Genomic DNA, 15,550 nt, shown 5'->3' on the forward strand with positions numbered 1-15,550 from the left:
TTGCGAAACCAAAAATCAATCGAACGACAACACGCCCAGGGCGGCAGTTCCCAGAGCAAACGAGGCCAATGCGTGGCCGTTCGCCCGTTGCCATAAAGGCAGGAGCGTAGACGCGTCCACGCGGAGCGAGAGTGGGCCTGCAATGATGAATTCCGTGCCGAGGCGCAATGATGCGGCAAGCCCAAGATGGATATCGTCATGGCTCGAATCAAAAAAAGTCGTCGCAATACCGCTGCAAATACGAAGAATGGAAGGCGAATAGCAGAGCGAGCCAAAGAGCGGAACCGCATACGCGGAAGGACCATTGGCAAACGTTTGCGGCACCCAGGCACCTTCGAGCTCGAACTGAAATTGCGGGACGCGGGGCGACAGGACGAAGCCGAGCGAGACCAGCGGCCCCACGTCCCATTCGGAGGCAAAACTTCTTCCAATAAAAACGCCCGCTCCGATGAATGCATGCCGTGCAGATGATGGTGGTGGAGGTATTGGGGGGACGGACGCGGCAATCGGTGGAGGTGGAGGAACCGGCGCGGGATAACTCGGGCATTCGACGGGATCGGGACACGCGGGACGTTCGGGGCACGAGATGGGCTCGGGGCACGAGATGGGCTCGGGGGGCGGAGGTTTTTGGAAGGCGCCCATGAGTAGCGCCGCAACCTGTGCCGTTTCGTAAAGCACTCTGTGACACTCGTCGTTGCGGGCAAACGGCGTGTGCTCCTCGCCCAATGTCGTTCCGTCCGCGTCCAGGAGCGTCACGTCGACGAGCTTGCCCCCCGTCGGAGATCGACGGATGCGCACCACCAGCCGACGATCCGCATTGGGCGTAACCGTGCCAGCCGTCACCCAGTTCGTGAGGAGCCGCGTAAACGTGGAAACGTCGTTGCAGCTCTTGGGCGCTTGGCTCGCGTCGAAGTCGACCCGGGTAGGAACCATGGGTGGGGGATCGTGCGCGAGCGCGGTTCTGGAGAGGAAAACCCCGCACACGACGGTCGTCACAAAAAAGATCCGAAGGGCGGACGATTTTTTCGTAATTTTGTTACGCTCGTACCCCACCTCGTCATGAGCTGTCCGCCCCCGCCTGCGTTTGGCTTGTCGAACGCCGAGCTTCAAGAAGTGATTCAGTCCATGTTGGCCGTGGTTTGGCGCGTAGGTTGTGATGAGCATATTGATCGGTTGGAGGTCGTGCATGATGCGTTCGTCACGGCAATGTGCAAGCCCATTTCGGAACGGCCCCCTGTGACGGACCAAAAACGGTTCATCGCATGGATGTGTGCGCTGGCGGAATTCGCCGCATTGAGCAGCCGGAAATCCAAACACCGGGTGCTTCTTGGCCAGGGCACATCGGAGTCGGAGCTGGGGAGGCTGCTGTCCACATCGGGGCATGCGGAAGCCGTTGCCGCTCGCGAAGTGCTGCGGAAGGCCTTTGCGGCGCTCGATCCGGAGGATCAGGTGCTCGTTCTGCAGCATGAGGTCGGCGGTAAAACCATTACCGAGATCGCGCGTGAGCTGGATCGAGCTCCATCAACGTTGTATTCGCGTCATGCGCAGGCCATGAGCATTCTTCGCGCGGCGGTGAAGTCGACCATCGCGGCCGTCGTTCTGCTCATTACGAAGAACGCGCGCGCGCAAGGCGCTCGGTGGACCCTGCGCGCTTCGCGACTGCTCACGCACGTCACGCAGACGACGTGCGCACTGACCGTGACCATGACATGCGGCGCGATTTTGCCCGCGAGCTCGGCACCAACGGCGGTGCAACACGAGCCCACGGCCGTGGTGCAGTCGGCGCCGACGCCTCCGGACATCGCCGTTGTGGCGATGCCGCTGGAGCCACCAGTGCCCGAGACGCCGCCGCCCCCGACGCCCAAGGAGGTTGCGCCCGTAAAACCGTTTGGCGTTGACAAACCCGAAGCGGAGTGTTCTGCTTCGCGCATGAAAACGACCAAGATTGTGAGCTATCTACAGGGTGCCGTCGTCCCCTTCGCGTTTCTCGTTGCGCCGGTAGTGACCCAACTGGGATGCGCGGGGAGCGGGCAGCACAGGGGATGGGGGGGTGGGGGGGGGGGGGGGGGGGGGCGCCGGGGGGGAGGGGGGGGGGGGGGGGGGGGGGGGGGGGGGGGGGGGGGGGGGGGGGGGGGGGGGGGGGGGGGGGGGCGGGGCGGGGGGGGGGGGGCGGGCGGGGGGGGGGGGGGGGGGGGGGGGGGGGGTGTTTGGGGCGCGGGAAAAAGAAGAGGAATGGTGGGGGGGGTGGGGCGGGCAGCAAACGCCACCGCGGCAAGAACCGGAGGAGAAATCTGGCGGCTTGGATAACTATGAGGCTATGTGCCAGGTCGTAGAAGCGCGCGGCGAGCGGTGCCCCACGAGGGAAGAGTGGTACATGAGCATGGGGAGATGCCCAGACGGAACCCGGGATTGTCAGCGTTGAAGACCGTACATCCGTCGAGGTTGCGCCTGCCTTGACTCAGATAGCCTGAGCCTATCCTTCATTACGTCGGAATCGGCGCGTCCCGCTACTTTGCGCTCTTCTTGCGCGTGTTCGACAAGAACTCTGAGGCTCATCCGGGGTACCGCGAGCTCGAGCGTGACGACCTTTTGGATGTCGTCGACGAAGCGGGCGGCAACACGCACATGGTCCATGCGTTCGATTTCTATTCCTGAACGTGCGGGCATGGCTAGCCGAGCTGGATGTATCGATGCAAATGCCGAACGTCGAGCTCTTGTTCGTAGGAAGCGGCCATGGAAAACTGCTCATTGCTGACGCAGGTCATGATGCTGACAACATTACGGTAGCGTTCGACAAAGATGGTCAAATTCGCCAAACGTATGGAAATCTGAACTGCAACGCCTGAAACAGACAAAGAACACCCACCAGGGGCTCACGACCAATAGACGATAAAAGCCGCGAGCGCAGGGCCATTTCAAGCGCCCTGCGCCCGCGGGAAAACCGACCCCGATCAGAACCTACGTCCGGGTCTTTCCACTGCATACGGATCACGCGGTTTGGTCGCCGACGTGTTCGTTTGCGGAGCATGCTCGAAGCTCGTACCCTGCGAATCAGGGGCCGAACCGTTTGTCTCGAGCAACCATGACGCGATAAAAATCGCAATGCACACCGTCCAGACGAGCACTGAAATGACAGTACATACCAGCGGCATGCGGGTTCGAGCGCCATCGACGTGCAACATCGTTTGCGTCACAAATGCCTCCTCATGCTGCGGACGGATCAACCTGCGCGCATGAATGCGCACTACCTGTCACCAGGAACTTTTGATCGGTCCGTTGGGTTACGCGCTCTCGGGACGACGTTTCTTTCTTCGTCCAGCGAGAAGCGGCTCATTTTATCAGAAATGGCGAAAAAAGCCACGGAAGTGGCTCGTGAGCGGGACACGAAATGTCCGACCGAAACGAGGATGTTTCGCAGAATGGATGACTACGGACGGCTCTCCGCCGTATTCGAGCGCATGACGCGCGCCTATTCGTTCGGGGTCCCGTTTTTATTTCAAAAAATTTATTGCGTGGTCGCGACGGTCATGGAGAGCGCTTGGCTAGCGCGCAAGGCCCCACGGACGCCCGTGCGCCTGCTGCAAGCATGACGGAATGCTTCCAGCCCTTGCTCGCGCGATTCTCGATTGTGCTGTCCTTACCACATTATCACAGCGAGCGGTAAAACGTGGGCGCAATACATTGCGTTTCGGACGAGCAGGACCAACCGTATTTCACGGCACGATTCAGGAAAATATCGTCCGTCGTTGTTTTACTTCGCCTGCCAAATCGAGTATTCTCGGCTGGGAACGCTACGCAACGTCACCATTTGCCAACACCCACATGCACACCAACCTCTGCTCTACCGGAATCTCAGGACTCGACGACATTCTGCGCGGAGGTTTGCCGCGGAACCGCTTCTATTTGGTGGAAGGCCATCCCGGCGCGGGCAAGACGACGCTTGCGCTGCAATACCTGCTCGAAGGAGCCAAGAGCGGCGAGCGCGGGTTGTACATCACCCTGTCCGAAACGCAGGAAGAGCTGGTCGAGGTTGCCACGTCGCACGGCTGGGACTTGGATACGATTGCGACATTCGAGTTGTCGGCGGCGGAGCAGCAGCAAGCCAATCCGCTACCGAACACGGTCTTCTATGCGTCGGAGGTCGAGCTGGCGCACACGATGCAGGTGATTCTGCAGGAGGTCGAGAAGATCAAGCCGAGCCGTATCGTCTTCGATTCTTTGTCGGAGTTGCGGCTGCTGGCGCAGGACCCGCTGCGCTACCGCCGGCAGATGCTGGCGCTCAAGCACTATTTCGCCGGACGCAAGTGCACGGTCTTCTTGCTCGATGACAAGACCGCCAACATCGATCATCACGTGCAAAGCATCGCGCACGGCGTCATTTCGCTCGATCAGGTATCTCCTGATTATGGTATCACGCGGCGCAGGCTGGAGATTACCAAGCTGCGCGGGGTGAATTTCCGCGCGGGTAAACACGACTACACGATACAAACCGGGGGGCTGGAAGTTTTCCCGCGTTTGATTGCGGCCGAGCATGCGAACGACTTCGATCGCTCGGCGGTGTCCAGCGGCGTTCCGGCGCTGGATACGCTCTTGGGAGGCGGTCTGGACCGCGGGACGAGCACGATCATCATGGGACCGTCCGGCACGGGGAAGTCGAACATTGCGGCCCGTTTTGCGGTCGCTGCCGCCGAGCGCGGTGAAAATGTCGCGAGTTTCATTTTCGACGAAACCATCGAAACGTATGTGGGCCGAGCCGCCGGATTGGGCATGAACATGCGCACACCCAATATTTCGATGAGACAGGTCGATCCGGCAGAATTGTCGCCGGGTGAGTTCGTCGCGATGCTCCGACAGAAGGTGGAACAGGCGAATACGAAATTGCTGATCATCGACAGCCTCAATGGTTACCTGAATGCGATGACCGAAGAGCGGATGCTGATGCTGCAATTGCATGAATTGCTGACGTATTTGAACAAGCAAGGCGTGGTGACGATATTGACGCTCGCGCAGATCGGAATGCTGGGAATCGCGACGCGTTCGCCGGTCGACCTGACCTATCTCGGCGATGCGGTCCTGCTGCTCCGCTTTTTCGAACACGGCGGAGCGCTCAAGAAAGCGCTATCCGTCGTGAAAAAGCGCACGGGCGCACATGAGGAGACCATTCGCGAGCTGAGTTTTTCAGGCAGCAAAATTTCGGTGGGCGAGCCATTGCGGGCTTTCAAGGGCATTCTGACCGGCACGCCGGCATTCATGGGAAATGCAGGACCGAACCGCCTTGATGGGCACGAAGGGGAAGGTGATGGGTCGACTACTCAGCCCGGATGAATACGCTCGGCTGGATGAACGCGCTCGGCTGGATGAACGCGCTCTGGTGGTGGCCCCGTTCGGCTATGACGCAGACGTGATTTGCAAGGTGCTCGCCGGTGAAAACATAACAGCGCAAAAATGCAACACGCTGCCGCAAGCTTGCCACGAGGCACGCCGAGGCGCGGCCGTGCTGATCGTCGTCGAAGAAGCACTCGCCTCGGACTCGCGCACATTATCCGAATTGTTGACCCATCAGCCCGCGTGGTCGGATCTCCCGGTGGTGGTGCTGCTGTCAACGACCCATAAGATGAAGGGGAAGCCGAGCGAGAGAATCAATAACGACGGCAATATCACGCTGCTCGAACGGCCCCTTCACATCCATACGTTCACGAGCGCGATCCGAGCGGCGCTGCGCGCCCGCGAGCGACAATATCAGGTACGCGAGCTCTTGGAGCAGCGCGAGTCGGACCTGCGCCAGCGAGAACGGGACGTGCGGGCGCGGGACGAGTTTCTGGCCATGCTCGCGCACGAGCTGCGCAATCCGCTGGCGCCCATCCGCAATGCATTGCACATCATGAAGTTGGCTTCTCCCGCCGATAAGCGCACGGCACGGCCGCGCGAGATCATCGAGCGGCAGATTGCGCACATGGTCCGCATCATCGACGACCTCATCGACGTCTCCCGCGTGGAACGCGGCAAGGTGCAGCTCTGTTTCGAGGCCGTGGAGCTTTCCAACGCCGTATCGCACGCAGTCGAGAGCTGCCGGGCGAGCATTCAAGCCCGGAACCACCAATTGGAGCTCGCGCTGAACATCGAACCTCTTTGGATCGACGCCGATCCCACGCGCTTGGAACAGATGATCTCCAATATCCTGAACAATGCATTGAAGTACACGGCCCCGGGCGGTTGCATTCGGGTGGAGATCCGGCGTGAAAGGTCGCAAGGAATCGTCGCCATACGCGACAATGGTCTTGGCATTGCCAACGACATGCTGGAAAAGGTCTTCGATATATTCGCGCAGGTGCGGACGTCGCTCGACCGCAGCGAAGGAGGACTCGGGATTGGTCTGAGCCTGGTGAAGAAATTGGCCGAATTGCATGGCGGAACGGTTTCGGCAACGAGCCCCGGCCTTGGGCAAGGCAGCACATTTACGCTGGTGCTCCCCTTGCGGCCAGGAGCGCCGACCACAGCGGCCGATGTGCACCACCGACCAACGGGAATCACGTGCCGGATTTTGGTCGTCGAGGACAACGACGATAACCGCGAATCGCTACAGATGATGCTGTCATTGTTCGGACATTCGGTGGATGTGGCGCCCGATGGGGAAATCGGATTGCGCGAGCTCCTCGAGAAAGAGCCTGATGTCGCTCTCATCGACGTGGGGCTTCCGGGACTGGATGGCTATTCGCTGGCGCAGAGGGCGCTATCCACCAATCCGGCGCTCAAGACGAAACTCATCGCGCTCAGCGGTTACGGCCAACCGGAGGACCAGCGGCGGGCATTGCAATCTGGTTTTGTGAATCACATAACCAAACCCGTGGATGCCGATACCTTGGCGAACATCATTACGGCGTGTACGAATCCCATGTCGCGCGACCAGCCGAGCTGATAGCCGTTTGGTGTCGTTGCGTAATTCGCACGAATGCGGCTGCTGCGTATTTCCAACCAGCGCTCGTTGACGAGATGAAGTTTCCCCTCGCGTCAATCATGTGCATCATCGCTGGTAAATCATTGAACACCCGATGATCATGCTACTGTTGAACAAGGGCGCGATGGATTTTCTGCACCCCAATACGGGCGATGCGAGCTGCCCCGCCGGCAAAATTGTATACTGGACATGAGCATGGGGCCGGGATACGGTCATTGTCGGTGAGGAGGTAAGCATGCGTAACGTCTGGCCGTTCGCTGTCGTAGCGCTCGTCGCTGCAGGGTGTTCCGAAAAGAAATCCACTACGATCGCGCGTTGGGAGGGCGGCGACACCGGCACGAAGCTCGTGCGCGTGGGTGATAAACTCAGCTACGAGGCCCGGTTTTTCAACGAAAACGACGAGCCCACCGACCCACCTTATTTCAATTGGACGAGCTTCATGTCGTTCAACTTCCCTGTCACGCCCGACATGGGTACCGTCGTTCATCGCCACCCCTCGGCGGGCGTTTACCAGGTCGACGTAACCATCAACGTCATGGGGCCATCCTTTCTCGGGTTAGAATTTGCGCGCGAGCCATTCGGGAAACACGAAAAAGTCAGTTGGGATGTGGTCGTCGCTCCTCCCTATGCGACGCAGCTCGTGCCGCTACACGTAGGGGCCTTGCGCATTGCAATCGGCGAAACCCGCTCGATACCAGCGTATACGCTGTCGAAGGCACGTCACCAGATCGGCGGTGAGCGCACCTTTCACACGGCCGAGGGCGTGAGTGCGACGAGCGCCGCGCCGTCGATTGCAAGTACCGACGAAAGGGGGCGCATCACGGGCGTTTCGGTCGGTAATACGACCATCACGCTGCGGGTGAACGGCCTCGAATCCCCCATTGAAGTCGAAGTCGTCGATGAAAAACTCGCCCCTCCCGCCGACGGCACGCACCCGCTTCTTTCGACGCGATTACGCTCGCTCACGGGCGGCACGTGGGAAGACCAACCGCGCCTTTATCAACGCCTCACCTTCGACCCGAAAGGTTATCCATTCACGCTCGCCCAACCGCTGCCCAATGACGGCACTGATACGGTGAACTGGCAGCCGCTCTTGCTCGCCGAGTGGACGGGTACCGGGTTTGGCGCGACAGTCGCCTCACGCTTTGGTGAAGAGGTGATTTCGCCCCAGCTTGCCGTGGACGAGCGCGGGCTGCCTTATGTCGCGTATCGCTCGAGCGGCTGGCTACTGCCTCAGTTCGTGCTCGCCGACCGCGACGCTTCGGGCGTTTTTCGACACCGAGAATTGCCCATACGCCGAAATCTGATGACCGACAGCGAGCAGGAGCAAAAACTTTGGGTAGGGGGGGTTGGTGAAGATCAAACGAGCACCGAAATCGCGATTTTGCCACGCAAAGGCGGGGGCGCGTTCGTCGCGTACGCGATGAGCTCGGAACCAACGAGCGAGGAGCTCATTTGTCGTACGCACGTACGTTTGGTCGAAGCCACCGATGACGCATTGAATACCGAAGAGGTGCTCGTGATCGAATACCCATTCAACCCAGTCACCGGCATATGTTCTTCGCCCACGAAATCAATCGTTCGCGAAATCGAGGGGCTCGGTCTGGTGTGGCCAAGCGACGGAGGCGCGAAGCCCGACGTCGTCGTCCAGCGATTTTTCGCCTCCGCGCCGAAGTCGAAACATTTCGCTATCACGCCGAAAACGGAAAGTGGAATGAAACCCAAATCGCGCCACAAGACCCCAAAACTGGCCAACCCGAGCTCGATTCGGCCCACCGATTTTTCGCAATGGCTGGCGCGGGAATCCCTTCGGGCATTAGCTGGCAAAACTGGCGCCCGACCGACGACGCGACCCGCGCACACGTGCTCGATGGGGCGAATTATTCGTTTTACCCAATCAAGTACCTGCACGCGAGCCCGCCGGTGCAATATCCATTTGCATTTCGCGTCGGCGACACGACATGGATTGGCGATACGACCCTTGGCCCGCTGCTCCGCATCGACCCGCTCGAAGGGACGTTTCATGATGACCTTTCGGCGCGCTGGGCTCCGCCCGTCACGGAGATCGAAGAGTGGGACAAGGCGCATCACCTTTGGGAGGTGCAAGGCATTGCGGTGAATGAAAGCCGCATTCACGCCATCGTGCGACGCGACGACAACTCGGTGTTCTTCGCCAGCACGACCCCGCCCGAAAAGGCTCGGGACACGAATACCGAGGTTCAGGGGCGATTGTTGGCGACAGGCAAAAAGCCTTATGTCGGGCTGGGCGCGCCGACCGTTTCGCCCGGGGGCACCCGCTTCGTCATGCTCGCCTCGGTGCAACCCACGAACAACGCGGGGCAATACACGGCCGCAAGCACCCAGTACACGAACCAAATGCTTTTCCACTTTGCCGAAGGCGCTCCGATTCAAACGCTCGCCGAAGTGGACGCGGTTCGTTTGCCCCTCTTTCACACGTCGGGCGGCGCGCTGTACGAGCTCGTCGTGCGCGCCACGCAACTTCAGGTCGACAAGTGGTCCGACGCGACGAAGTCGTTCACACCGCTGGTCGGCGGTGCTCCGGTGCAATATCCGCCGCAAGCCTCGGCGCTCGTGGGCACTTCGCTCTTTGCATTGGAGCGCCAAACCAATCGGCTCGCATTGTGGCGTGCGCCCGACATTGCCGCGCCCGTGTTCACCGATCTTCTCGCATCGAAAAACGTCACGGCGATAGATGATCAAATAGGTCTTGCGGGCAGCGCGACCGACGTGGTCGTGCTCGCGCTGCAATTCACCGGCGACGTGCACATACTTCGCTTTGCTCAAGACGGCACGCAGCTCGACGACGTCAAAGCCACCCTGCCGATGGGCGCCGGTTGGGAGACTTATCCCAAAAAACTCGCGCGTCACGGCGACGATTTGCTCCTCATGCAACGCAGCGGCAACGACCTCATCCGAATATTGAAATGGTCACCGGGCGCCACTTCCTTTACGGTCGTATCGGTGATTGACGACCCGTGGCTCAGCTTCACGTCGCTCGTGCCTCTTCCCGACGGGCGCTTGGTATTCGCGTTGCAGCGCAATAGCGGCCCCGATCGATGGCAGGCGGCGATTCGCGTGTCTTCGGACGGTGGCGTGACCTGGGATGCCCCCGTGCCGGTGCGACCTCGAGGCGGTTATGGGCAGCATGTATGGGGATTGAGCGTCGACCCGACGTCGAATGGCAAAGATCTGCTCTTGCTGATGGGCGACAATGCGTCCATGCGTGGGTTTTCGCAGAATGACATACAATTGCAGACCTCCGAGCACCTGATGCCCACACCGGATAAAGTGCTGGTGCGGGTTACGGTGCCCTGAGGCTCCTTCGGCCACCCGATCAGGCGACATAGGGTCGCGTGATGACCTCGAGGTAGTTGCCCGAGGGATCCTCGAAGTACACCCCGCGCCCGCCGAATTTCGTGTTGATCTGTCCGGGCATCTTTTGCCTCGGGTCGGCCCAGTAGGTCAGGCCGCGCGCCTTGATCCTGCCGAAGATCTGGTCGAACTCGTCGTCGCTGACGAGGAACGCATAGTGCTGAGGCGTAAACTTCTCGCTGGTCTCGATGAAGTCGAGACTCACGCCGTTGGCCGTGCGAACGACGAGGAAATGCCAAAGCGGCTCGGGCGGCGGCAAACCCAGGATTTCGCTCATGAAGTTCGCCGCCTTGTGCTTGTCGAAGGCATGGATGATCGTGTGATTGAGTTCGATGGCCATAGGATGACTGTAACACATGAAGGGACGATCCTCCGATGCCAGAGAAACTTGATCGACTTCGTCGACGATGTCGACTTGAGGGTGGCGCGCAGCCAATGCCATTCGGCTCATGAGGCCTACGAGGGGGTTGCAAGGTGCATCGAAGGCGCATTGAAGAAGAAAATCGCGGAGCTGTCGCGGTACAATGCGCGCAAATTCATCGATGCGCTCCGGGCTCAGGCATCGCAAGATCATGCGAATGAAATGTACAAGAGCTTCTTGACGAGCATGGACAACAAGTACGCGATCGAGGAGACTTACCGGGATGGAAAGCATGTCTCCGATCGAATCGTCGTCAGCGCCGAGGACGAGAAAAGGTTACAGGCCATGACGGTGGATGGCGAATTGTTGATGCGAACCCATGCGCGCGATCTATGCAAGAAGGCGACTCGATGGAGCGAGCATGCGGCGTGCCTCGATCGTGCGGTGGCTTTTTTCGATACGACGACGCTCAATGATGCAGTGCTCAAATGCACGACGAGCAAGGATGACGCGCAAGAAAGGGTCACGTGCTTGGACGCGAAGTTGCGCACCGCCAAAGTGGATTGACGCGTAACGCCTCGACTACAAGCTGCGTGCTCGCCTCCGGTCGTTGGACAGCTCGATCACGGTGTTTCCTTCCTCATCGAGCGGCCCCGGAATCACCTTTACTGCCGGGCGCTCTCCTTTGCGCTCTATCATTTCATAGTTGATGCCCTGTGCCCAGAACTGCCACCGTCCGTTGCTACCCTTCTTGCCGACGACGTTGGCAATGCGAGAAATTTTGTAGTCTCGGGTCTGCGAAAACCGCCTGGGTCGGGCGTCGTCGCCGAAGATGCGGCGGCTCTCCTTGTCCCGCCACGCGAGAGCGTCGCGCTCTTTCGCCGTACTGCTGGGATTCGTCACGCCGTCGGTATTCGCAGGAATGTGCGCGACGACCGGTGCGGAGCCGGGCCCGATTTCGAATCGGCACCCATCAAACTGGCTGGTAAAAAAGAACTGAGCGCCGTTTGCCTCCAGCGAGCCAAGATCAACCGACACCGTCTTGCCCAGCCGCCACGGTAGCCAAAATGCACGGATACGATTGGCAAACCACGTGCTCCGCGTGCCTCGTTCGCTCCAAGGCCTCAATACCACGCCCCCCAGGTGTGCGTTTGTCTGGGTGAGATCGAAATCATGCACGCCGCGGGCGAGCGTGCGCACCATATTGCCGAGCTCGCCCTCTGCTGCGCTCAGCGCTGCCGAATACTCGATGACGAACTTTTTTAGAAATGCCGCAGGGTTGGCGATAAAGGTTTTGTTGAGTTTCAGCACGGCATGTCAACATCGCCTATTGCGCGGACGCACGCAAGTGGAGAGTTCTCCTCCCATGTACATGTTCCAACACACAATCTGACGACTCTGGAAAGCGACCCGGACGAGCACACGACGCCTTGACGAGGGTCAACGACGCGTCTGGCGCATGGACAGACGGCTTCGTGAGGGTCCAGAGCGCGTGTGGGGATTCCCCAGAGCCGTTCGGGAGCCTCGGGAACGCGACGGGCGAAGTGCCGAGGGCGATCATGCATCGGTAACGGGGCAAGTTTGCAACGCGCTTTTAGAGGCTCATTGGATTGCTTCGCGCGAATGAGTCCGATCCATCGACCGGCGGGGTTGGGAGCCGAAGTTGTCGGTCTGTCGAGGCTGTCGTTTCGGGCATCGTCGAGCCTTTGCGTGGTTGCAACGAATTCGTATCAATCGCCGGGGTATTTGCGTTCGAGATCGCTCAGGAAACCTGCATAGGGCCCCATTGCCTTCATGTCCTCGAGCCGCTCCGGATACGTTTTTTTGGTGTGCACCAGCTCCGCCTCGATGACACCTTGCGACTTGAGCCATTCGCGATGTTTCAATTCGGGTTCTGTATCGGCAAATTCGTGCAAGCGCCTCATCAGGCGCGTTTGGATTTCGTCTTCGGATGCATTGCGCATTCGTTCGATGGCGGCGCGCAGAACGTCCTTGACGCTTCCCGCGGGGGCATCCACCCACATCCGAATGGTTCCTTCATAAAGGAAGTGCATCAGACTCGCCAAAGTAAACTGGCGGATACGAAGATACCGCAACGTGTCGAGCTGTTCCCAAAACGACAACACCGCTTCCAACCGGCGCGAGACGAGGTCGATGGTGCTTTCCGTCGGGCTCGTGGCGACAGCCAATGCGCCCCAGGGATACCGACACGAGAAAGCGTCGAATTTGGACTGGAACACCGCATATTGAGGGCCAGAGCTCGGACGCACTTCCATCCGCAGCTCATCCATCAAATAGAAAAACCAACACGGCTTATGTGTGTCCGTGCCAAATGCAACGATGTCCGCTTCTACACCAAGGCAAATCATCACCGATCCCGGTGGCACGGGAATCAGCTTCGGCTCAGGAAATTCCCCGCGTTCCTCGTAGCGTTTCGTCCACTTCTTGGCTTCGGCTTTCATCTTGCGCCGACACGAGGCGTGGGGGCCGTACAGAAACGCCGGGAAAAGCAGCGCATTCGGGTCTGTCGAGGCTACCTTGTCGGACATGGTGCCCACGCCCTTCGCACAGGCCAACGACGATGGCAAGTCAATTCGGGGACACGGTCTTGGGACCCGAGGGTGTTTTTCCGGGCGCGGCAGGACGCGCGGGCGTCGGGCGTGGAGGATGGATATCGGACCCCAAGGACGGCGCATTCACCGGAGGCGGCGCCTTGGGGGGCACGGCTGGTTGCTTCACTGGCGCTGGCACGCGGACAATGGGCACCACGCGCGGCGTCGCGTCCAACTGGTCCCACAGTCTCGCCGAAAGCACGACCTCCGCAGCCAGACCCACGCCATGAATGGGCAGCGTCACGACGTTGCGGAAATGCCCCAGCGTTTCCCGGAGCCCTACGAGCATGTCGACGGTAAGGAACAGATCTTCCGCATCCGCCGCCATCTCCTTTTCAGAGATGTCCCGCCATCGACCGTCTTGGATGGCTTGTCGCCATTCTTCTTCCAAGGTGGCCATGTCCTTGCCGGATTCGGCAACCTCGGGCTTGATCCACCTATAGAGTAACAAACCAGGCGCTGCGGAATGCCATTTGACGGCCCAGAGGCGCGTGCCCCGTTTGAAGCGTATCCACAATTCGCCCTCATATTTGGAGCCCGGAACGAAGACCTTGGGCTTTCCGACCATGCCGACGTTCAGGACGCCGATGTACTGCGCAAGTTTTTCCTTGCCTTTCACAAAATGCTTGGGTCCTTCAGGCTTGATCTCGAAGACAAACTGCTCGGTCGGTCTCCTGACGTGGGTGATGTCAGGACGTAGGTCCGCTTCGGACCAGTGAAGCAGCTTCGGTTCACCGCCAGCCTCCTTCACGATCTTTCCAACGCTGACGTGTTCTTGAAGACAAGCTCGCCTAGAGCTTGATAACGGGCCTGGTAGTGATAAGCGATCGCGCGATGGGCCGAATACCCCATGAAGTACTGCCAAGGCATGTTCCCGAAACGGCCAGGGAGCGTGTACGCCTCGGGTGCGCTGGGGTGCGGTGGAACGACGGGACCGTCGGGCTTCGTCGCACCGGTGTACATCTTCGGAGACGAACCCGCGCCGGACGAACCGCCCTTCGTGTCCGCCATAAGGCGCGGGTCCGGACGCGCCGGTGCCGGAGGCGGCTCGCGCATGATCGGCAGCAACCGCGCAACGTCATCGTCGTGGGCGCTCCACAGCGTCACCGACCGCAGGTAGTCCGCTATCGATTTTCCAGGCAGAATCGGTATCGTCGCTTCGGCACGCGTTCGTCCCAGTTCCTCACGCGCCTGGACCAACCGTTCCACCACTTCATGGAGGGCCCGCCCCAATCGCGATATCTCCCGCAGCGTCGGCTCACGCCAGCGATTGCCCACGTACGCATCGCCATGGGACTCTGCGGTTTGCTGCTCCGCGCCGAGCACGAGCCATCGGTACTCGACAACCCCCGGATCCGTCGTTTCCCACGTGATTTTCCACGGCGCTGCGCCTTCCGCAAAGCGCACCCCAACCTCACCGCCATAACCCGTACCGAGTTTGAACTTCGGAACGCCGAGCATGGCGTTGTTGATCACCCGAAGATGCCAATCGACCTTGTTGTTCGCCGCGGAACGGTGTGTTTGTCCTCGCGGAACGACTTCGAATAAAACCCGCCCCTCGACATCCGCAATATCAGGGCGGCGATCCCTGTCGAAATCCGCTACGAGGTGAACGTTTCCGCCGGCTACGTCGACAATCTCCTCGATACTGCCGTCTTCGAGCACGCGGTACGCCGGATGAGCGGCCGCATAATGCTCGCGAATGAGCCTCAGCGCAGCGTATCCCAAGTGATATTCGGAAGGCCAAATGCCGGGTTCGTCATCTTGGGTGTACGGTTCGGGGAGCTTGCTGTCCTCGAAAATGCCGATATTGTCGGGCGCACGCCCACGCACCCATTGCCCCATCAAATGCGCAGAACGCCGCGCCTCAACGCTCACTTGGGCATTGGTTATTTGCAGAAATGCCGTCGAATCCGGTTGCACGACGCGGACGACGCCAGGTCCGCAGCCAAGGGTCGCCCATGCAAACGCTAACCATGCTGCCCCGTAGTTGGTCAGGGCAATCACGACGATGCGAAGGCATTGCGCGACGAAATGGCGGGCAGCTTGCATCCTTCGAGGGCATCAGGCTGGGAATGCGCTGTCAAGGGGAGGCGCGAAAAACGATGCAATCGCCGCATACGATGAACGTTTCAGTCGCGTCGCGACGTTCCTCGTGGGGATCTTCCGATTGGCAGGCGAGACGGCCCTCGCCGACCGCGTGCGCCCTTCGAGCCGCCGGCGCGGCCA

At 60.0% G+C, this 15,550-nt stretch carries 14 protein-coding genes; 8 read left to right on the forward strand and 6 right to left on the reverse strand.

All coding sequences use genetic code 11. The features are described 5' to 3' along the window. Nucleotides 1–15: 15 nt before the first annotated feature. The gene (locus tag IPM54_40565) at nucleotides 16–933 is read right to left on the reverse strand and encodes a hypothetical protein (GenBank protein ID MBK9266067.1); all 918 of its coding nucleotides are present in this window, start codon (nucleotides 931–933) and stop codon (nucleotides 16–18) included. Between the two features lie 126 nt (nucleotides 934–1,059). Here IPM54_40565 and IPM54_40570 point away from each other — a divergent pair, with 126 nt between their 5' ends. The 7 genes from IPM54_40570 (at nucleotide 1,060) to IPM54_40600 (ending at nucleotide 10,291) form a co-directional block, all read left to right on the forward strand. Then, entirely contained in the window at nucleotides 1,060–2,307 is a 1,248-nt protein-coding gene (locus IPM54_40570) for a sigma-70 family RNA polymerase sigma factor (protein ID MBK9266068.1), read from the forward strand. 383 nt (nucleotides 2,308–2,690) lie between these two features. Next, nucleotides 2,691–2,846 carry a hypothetical protein gene (locus IPM54_40575; protein ID MBK9266069.1) on the forward strand — a complete coding sequence of 52 codons (156 nt, stop codon included), beginning with the start codon at nucleotides 2,691–2,693 and terminating at the stop codon, nucleotides 2,844–2,846. Between the two features lie 360 nt (nucleotides 2,847–3,206). Further along, nucleotides 3,207–3,590, forward strand: a complete 384-nt coding sequence (locus IPM54_40580) for a hypothetical protein (protein ID MBK9266070.1) — start codon at nucleotides 3,207–3,209, stop codon at nucleotides 3,588–3,590. Between the two features lie 232 nt (nucleotides 3,591–3,822). Continuing rightward, the gene (locus IPM54_40585) at nucleotides 3,823–5,325 is read left to right on the forward strand and encodes a circadian clock protein KaiC (GenBank protein ID MBK9266071.1); all 1,503 of its coding nucleotides are present in this window, start codon (nucleotides 3,823–3,825) and stop codon (nucleotides 5,323–5,325) included. Continuing rightward, the gene (locus IPM54_40590) at nucleotides 5,300–6,916 is read left to right on the forward strand and encodes a response regulator (protein ID MBK9266072.1); all 1,617 of its coding nucleotides are present in this window, start codon (nucleotides 5,300–5,302) and stop codon (nucleotides 6,914–6,916) included. The genes IPM54_40585 and IPM54_40590 overlap by 26 nt, the downstream gene beginning before the upstream one ends. A gap of 274 nt (nucleotides 6,917–7,190) precedes the next feature. Further along, nucleotides 7,191–9,074 carry a hypothetical protein gene (locus tag IPM54_40595; protein MBK9266073.1) on the forward strand — a complete coding sequence of 628 codons (1,884 nt, stop codon included), beginning with the start codon at nucleotides 7,191–7,193 and terminating at the stop codon, nucleotides 9,072–9,074. Continuing rightward, the gene (locus IPM54_40600) at nucleotides 9,071–10,291 is read left to right on the forward strand and encodes an exo-alpha-sialidase (GenBank protein ID MBK9266074.1); all 1,221 of its coding nucleotides are present in this window, start codon (nucleotides 9,071–9,073) and stop codon (nucleotides 10,289–10,291) included. The genes IPM54_40595 and IPM54_40600 overlap by 4 nt, the downstream gene beginning before the upstream one ends. Nucleotides 10,292–10,310: 19 nt before the next feature. On the opposite strand, the gene IPM54_40605 is transcribed toward IPM54_40600, so the two are convergent. Then, entirely contained in the window at nucleotides 10,311–10,688 is a 378-nt protein-coding gene (locus tag IPM54_40605; protein ID MBK9266075.1) for a VOC family protein, read from the reverse strand. Between the two features lie 3 nt (nucleotides 10,689–10,691). On the opposite strand from IPM54_40605, the gene IPM54_40610 reads away from it, so the two are divergent. Further along, nucleotides 10,692–11,276: a hypothetical protein gene (locus tag IPM54_40610; GenBank protein MBK9266076.1), complete on the forward strand. Its 585-nt coding sequence runs from the start codon at nucleotides 10,692–10,694 to the stop codon at nucleotides 11,274–11,276. A gap of 15 nt (nucleotides 11,277–11,291) precedes the next feature. Here the strand turns inward: IPM54_40610 and IPM54_40615 are convergent, their stop codons facing one another. The 4 genes from IPM54_40615 to IPM54_40630 all read right to left on the reverse strand — a co-directional run bounded on the left by IPM54_40615 (nucleotide 11,292) and on the right by IPM54_40630 (nucleotide 15,373). Continuing rightward, nucleotides 11,292–12,020 carry a hypothetical protein gene (locus tag IPM54_40615; GenBank protein ID MBK9266077.1) on the reverse strand — a complete coding sequence of 243 codons (729 nt, stop codon included), beginning with the start codon at nucleotides 12,018–12,020 and terminating at the stop codon, nucleotides 11,292–11,294. Between the two features lie 419 nt (nucleotides 12,021–12,439). Then, nucleotides 12,440–13,258 (reverse strand): hypothetical protein, encoded by an 819-nt coding sequence (locus IPM54_40620; protein ID MBK9266078.1) that lies wholly within the window; start codon nucleotides 13,256–13,258, stop codon nucleotides 12,440–12,442. 40 nt (nucleotides 13,259–13,298) lie between these two features. Next, entirely contained in the window at nucleotides 13,299–14,072 is a 774-nt protein-coding gene (locus IPM54_40625; protein ID MBK9266079.1) for a hypothetical protein, read from the reverse strand. Beyond that, on the reverse strand, nucleotides 14,069–15,373 hold the full coding sequence (locus IPM54_40630) for a hypothetical protein (protein ID MBK9266080.1): 1,305 nt from the start codon (nucleotides 15,371–15,373) through the stop codon (nucleotides 14,069–14,071). The genes IPM54_40625 and IPM54_40630 overlap by 4 nt, the downstream gene beginning before the upstream one ends. Nucleotides 15,374–15,550: the final 177 nt, after the last annotated feature.

It is taken from the genome of Polyangiaceae bacterium (genome assembly GCA_016715885.1).
Taxonomy (GTDB): Bacteria; Myxococcota_A; Polyangia; order Polyangiales; family Polyangiaceae; genus Polyangium.

Coding starts and splice junctions, on each gene's coding strand:
- IPM54_40565 (MBK9266067.1), bottom strand. CDS start 933: ATGGTTCCTACCCGGGTCGACTTCGACGCGAGCCAAGCGCCCAAGAGC.
- IPM54_40570 (MBK9266068.1), top strand. CDS start 1,060: ATGAGCTGTCCGCCCCCGCCTGCGTTTGGCTTGTCGAACGCCGAGCTT.
- IPM54_40575 (MBK9266069.1), top strand. CDS start 2,691: ATGCAAATGCCGAACGTCGAGCTCTTGTTCGTAGGAAGCGGCCATGGA.
- IPM54_40580 (MBK9266070.1), top strand. CDS start 3,207: ATGCTGCGGACGGATCAACCTGCGCGCATGAATGCGCACTACCTGTCA.
- IPM54_40585 (MBK9266071.1), top strand. CDS start 3,823: ATGCACACCAACCTCTGCTCTACCGGAATCTCAGGACTCGACGACATT.
- IPM54_40590 (MBK9266072.1), top strand. CDS start 5,300: ATGGGTCGACTACTCAGCCCGGATGAATACGCTCGGCTGGATGAACGC.
- IPM54_40595 (MBK9266073.1), top strand. CDS start 7,191: ATGCGTAACGTCTGGCCGTTCGCTGTCGTAGCGCTCGTCGCTGCAGGG.
- IPM54_40605 (MBK9266075.1), bottom strand. CDS start 10,688: ATGGCCATCGAACTCAATCACACGATCATCCATGCCTTCGACAAGCAC.
- IPM54_40610 (MBK9266076.1), top strand. CDS start 10,692: ATGACTGTAACACATGAAGGGACGATCCTCCGATGCCAGAGAAACTTG.
- IPM54_40620 (MBK9266078.1), bottom strand. CDS start 13,258: ATGTCCGACAAGGTAGCCTCGACAGACCCGAATGCGCTGCTTTTCCCG.
- IPM54_40630 (MBK9266080.1), bottom strand. CDS start 15,373: ATGCAAGCTGCCCGCCATTTCGTCGCGCAATGCCTTCGCATCGTCGTG.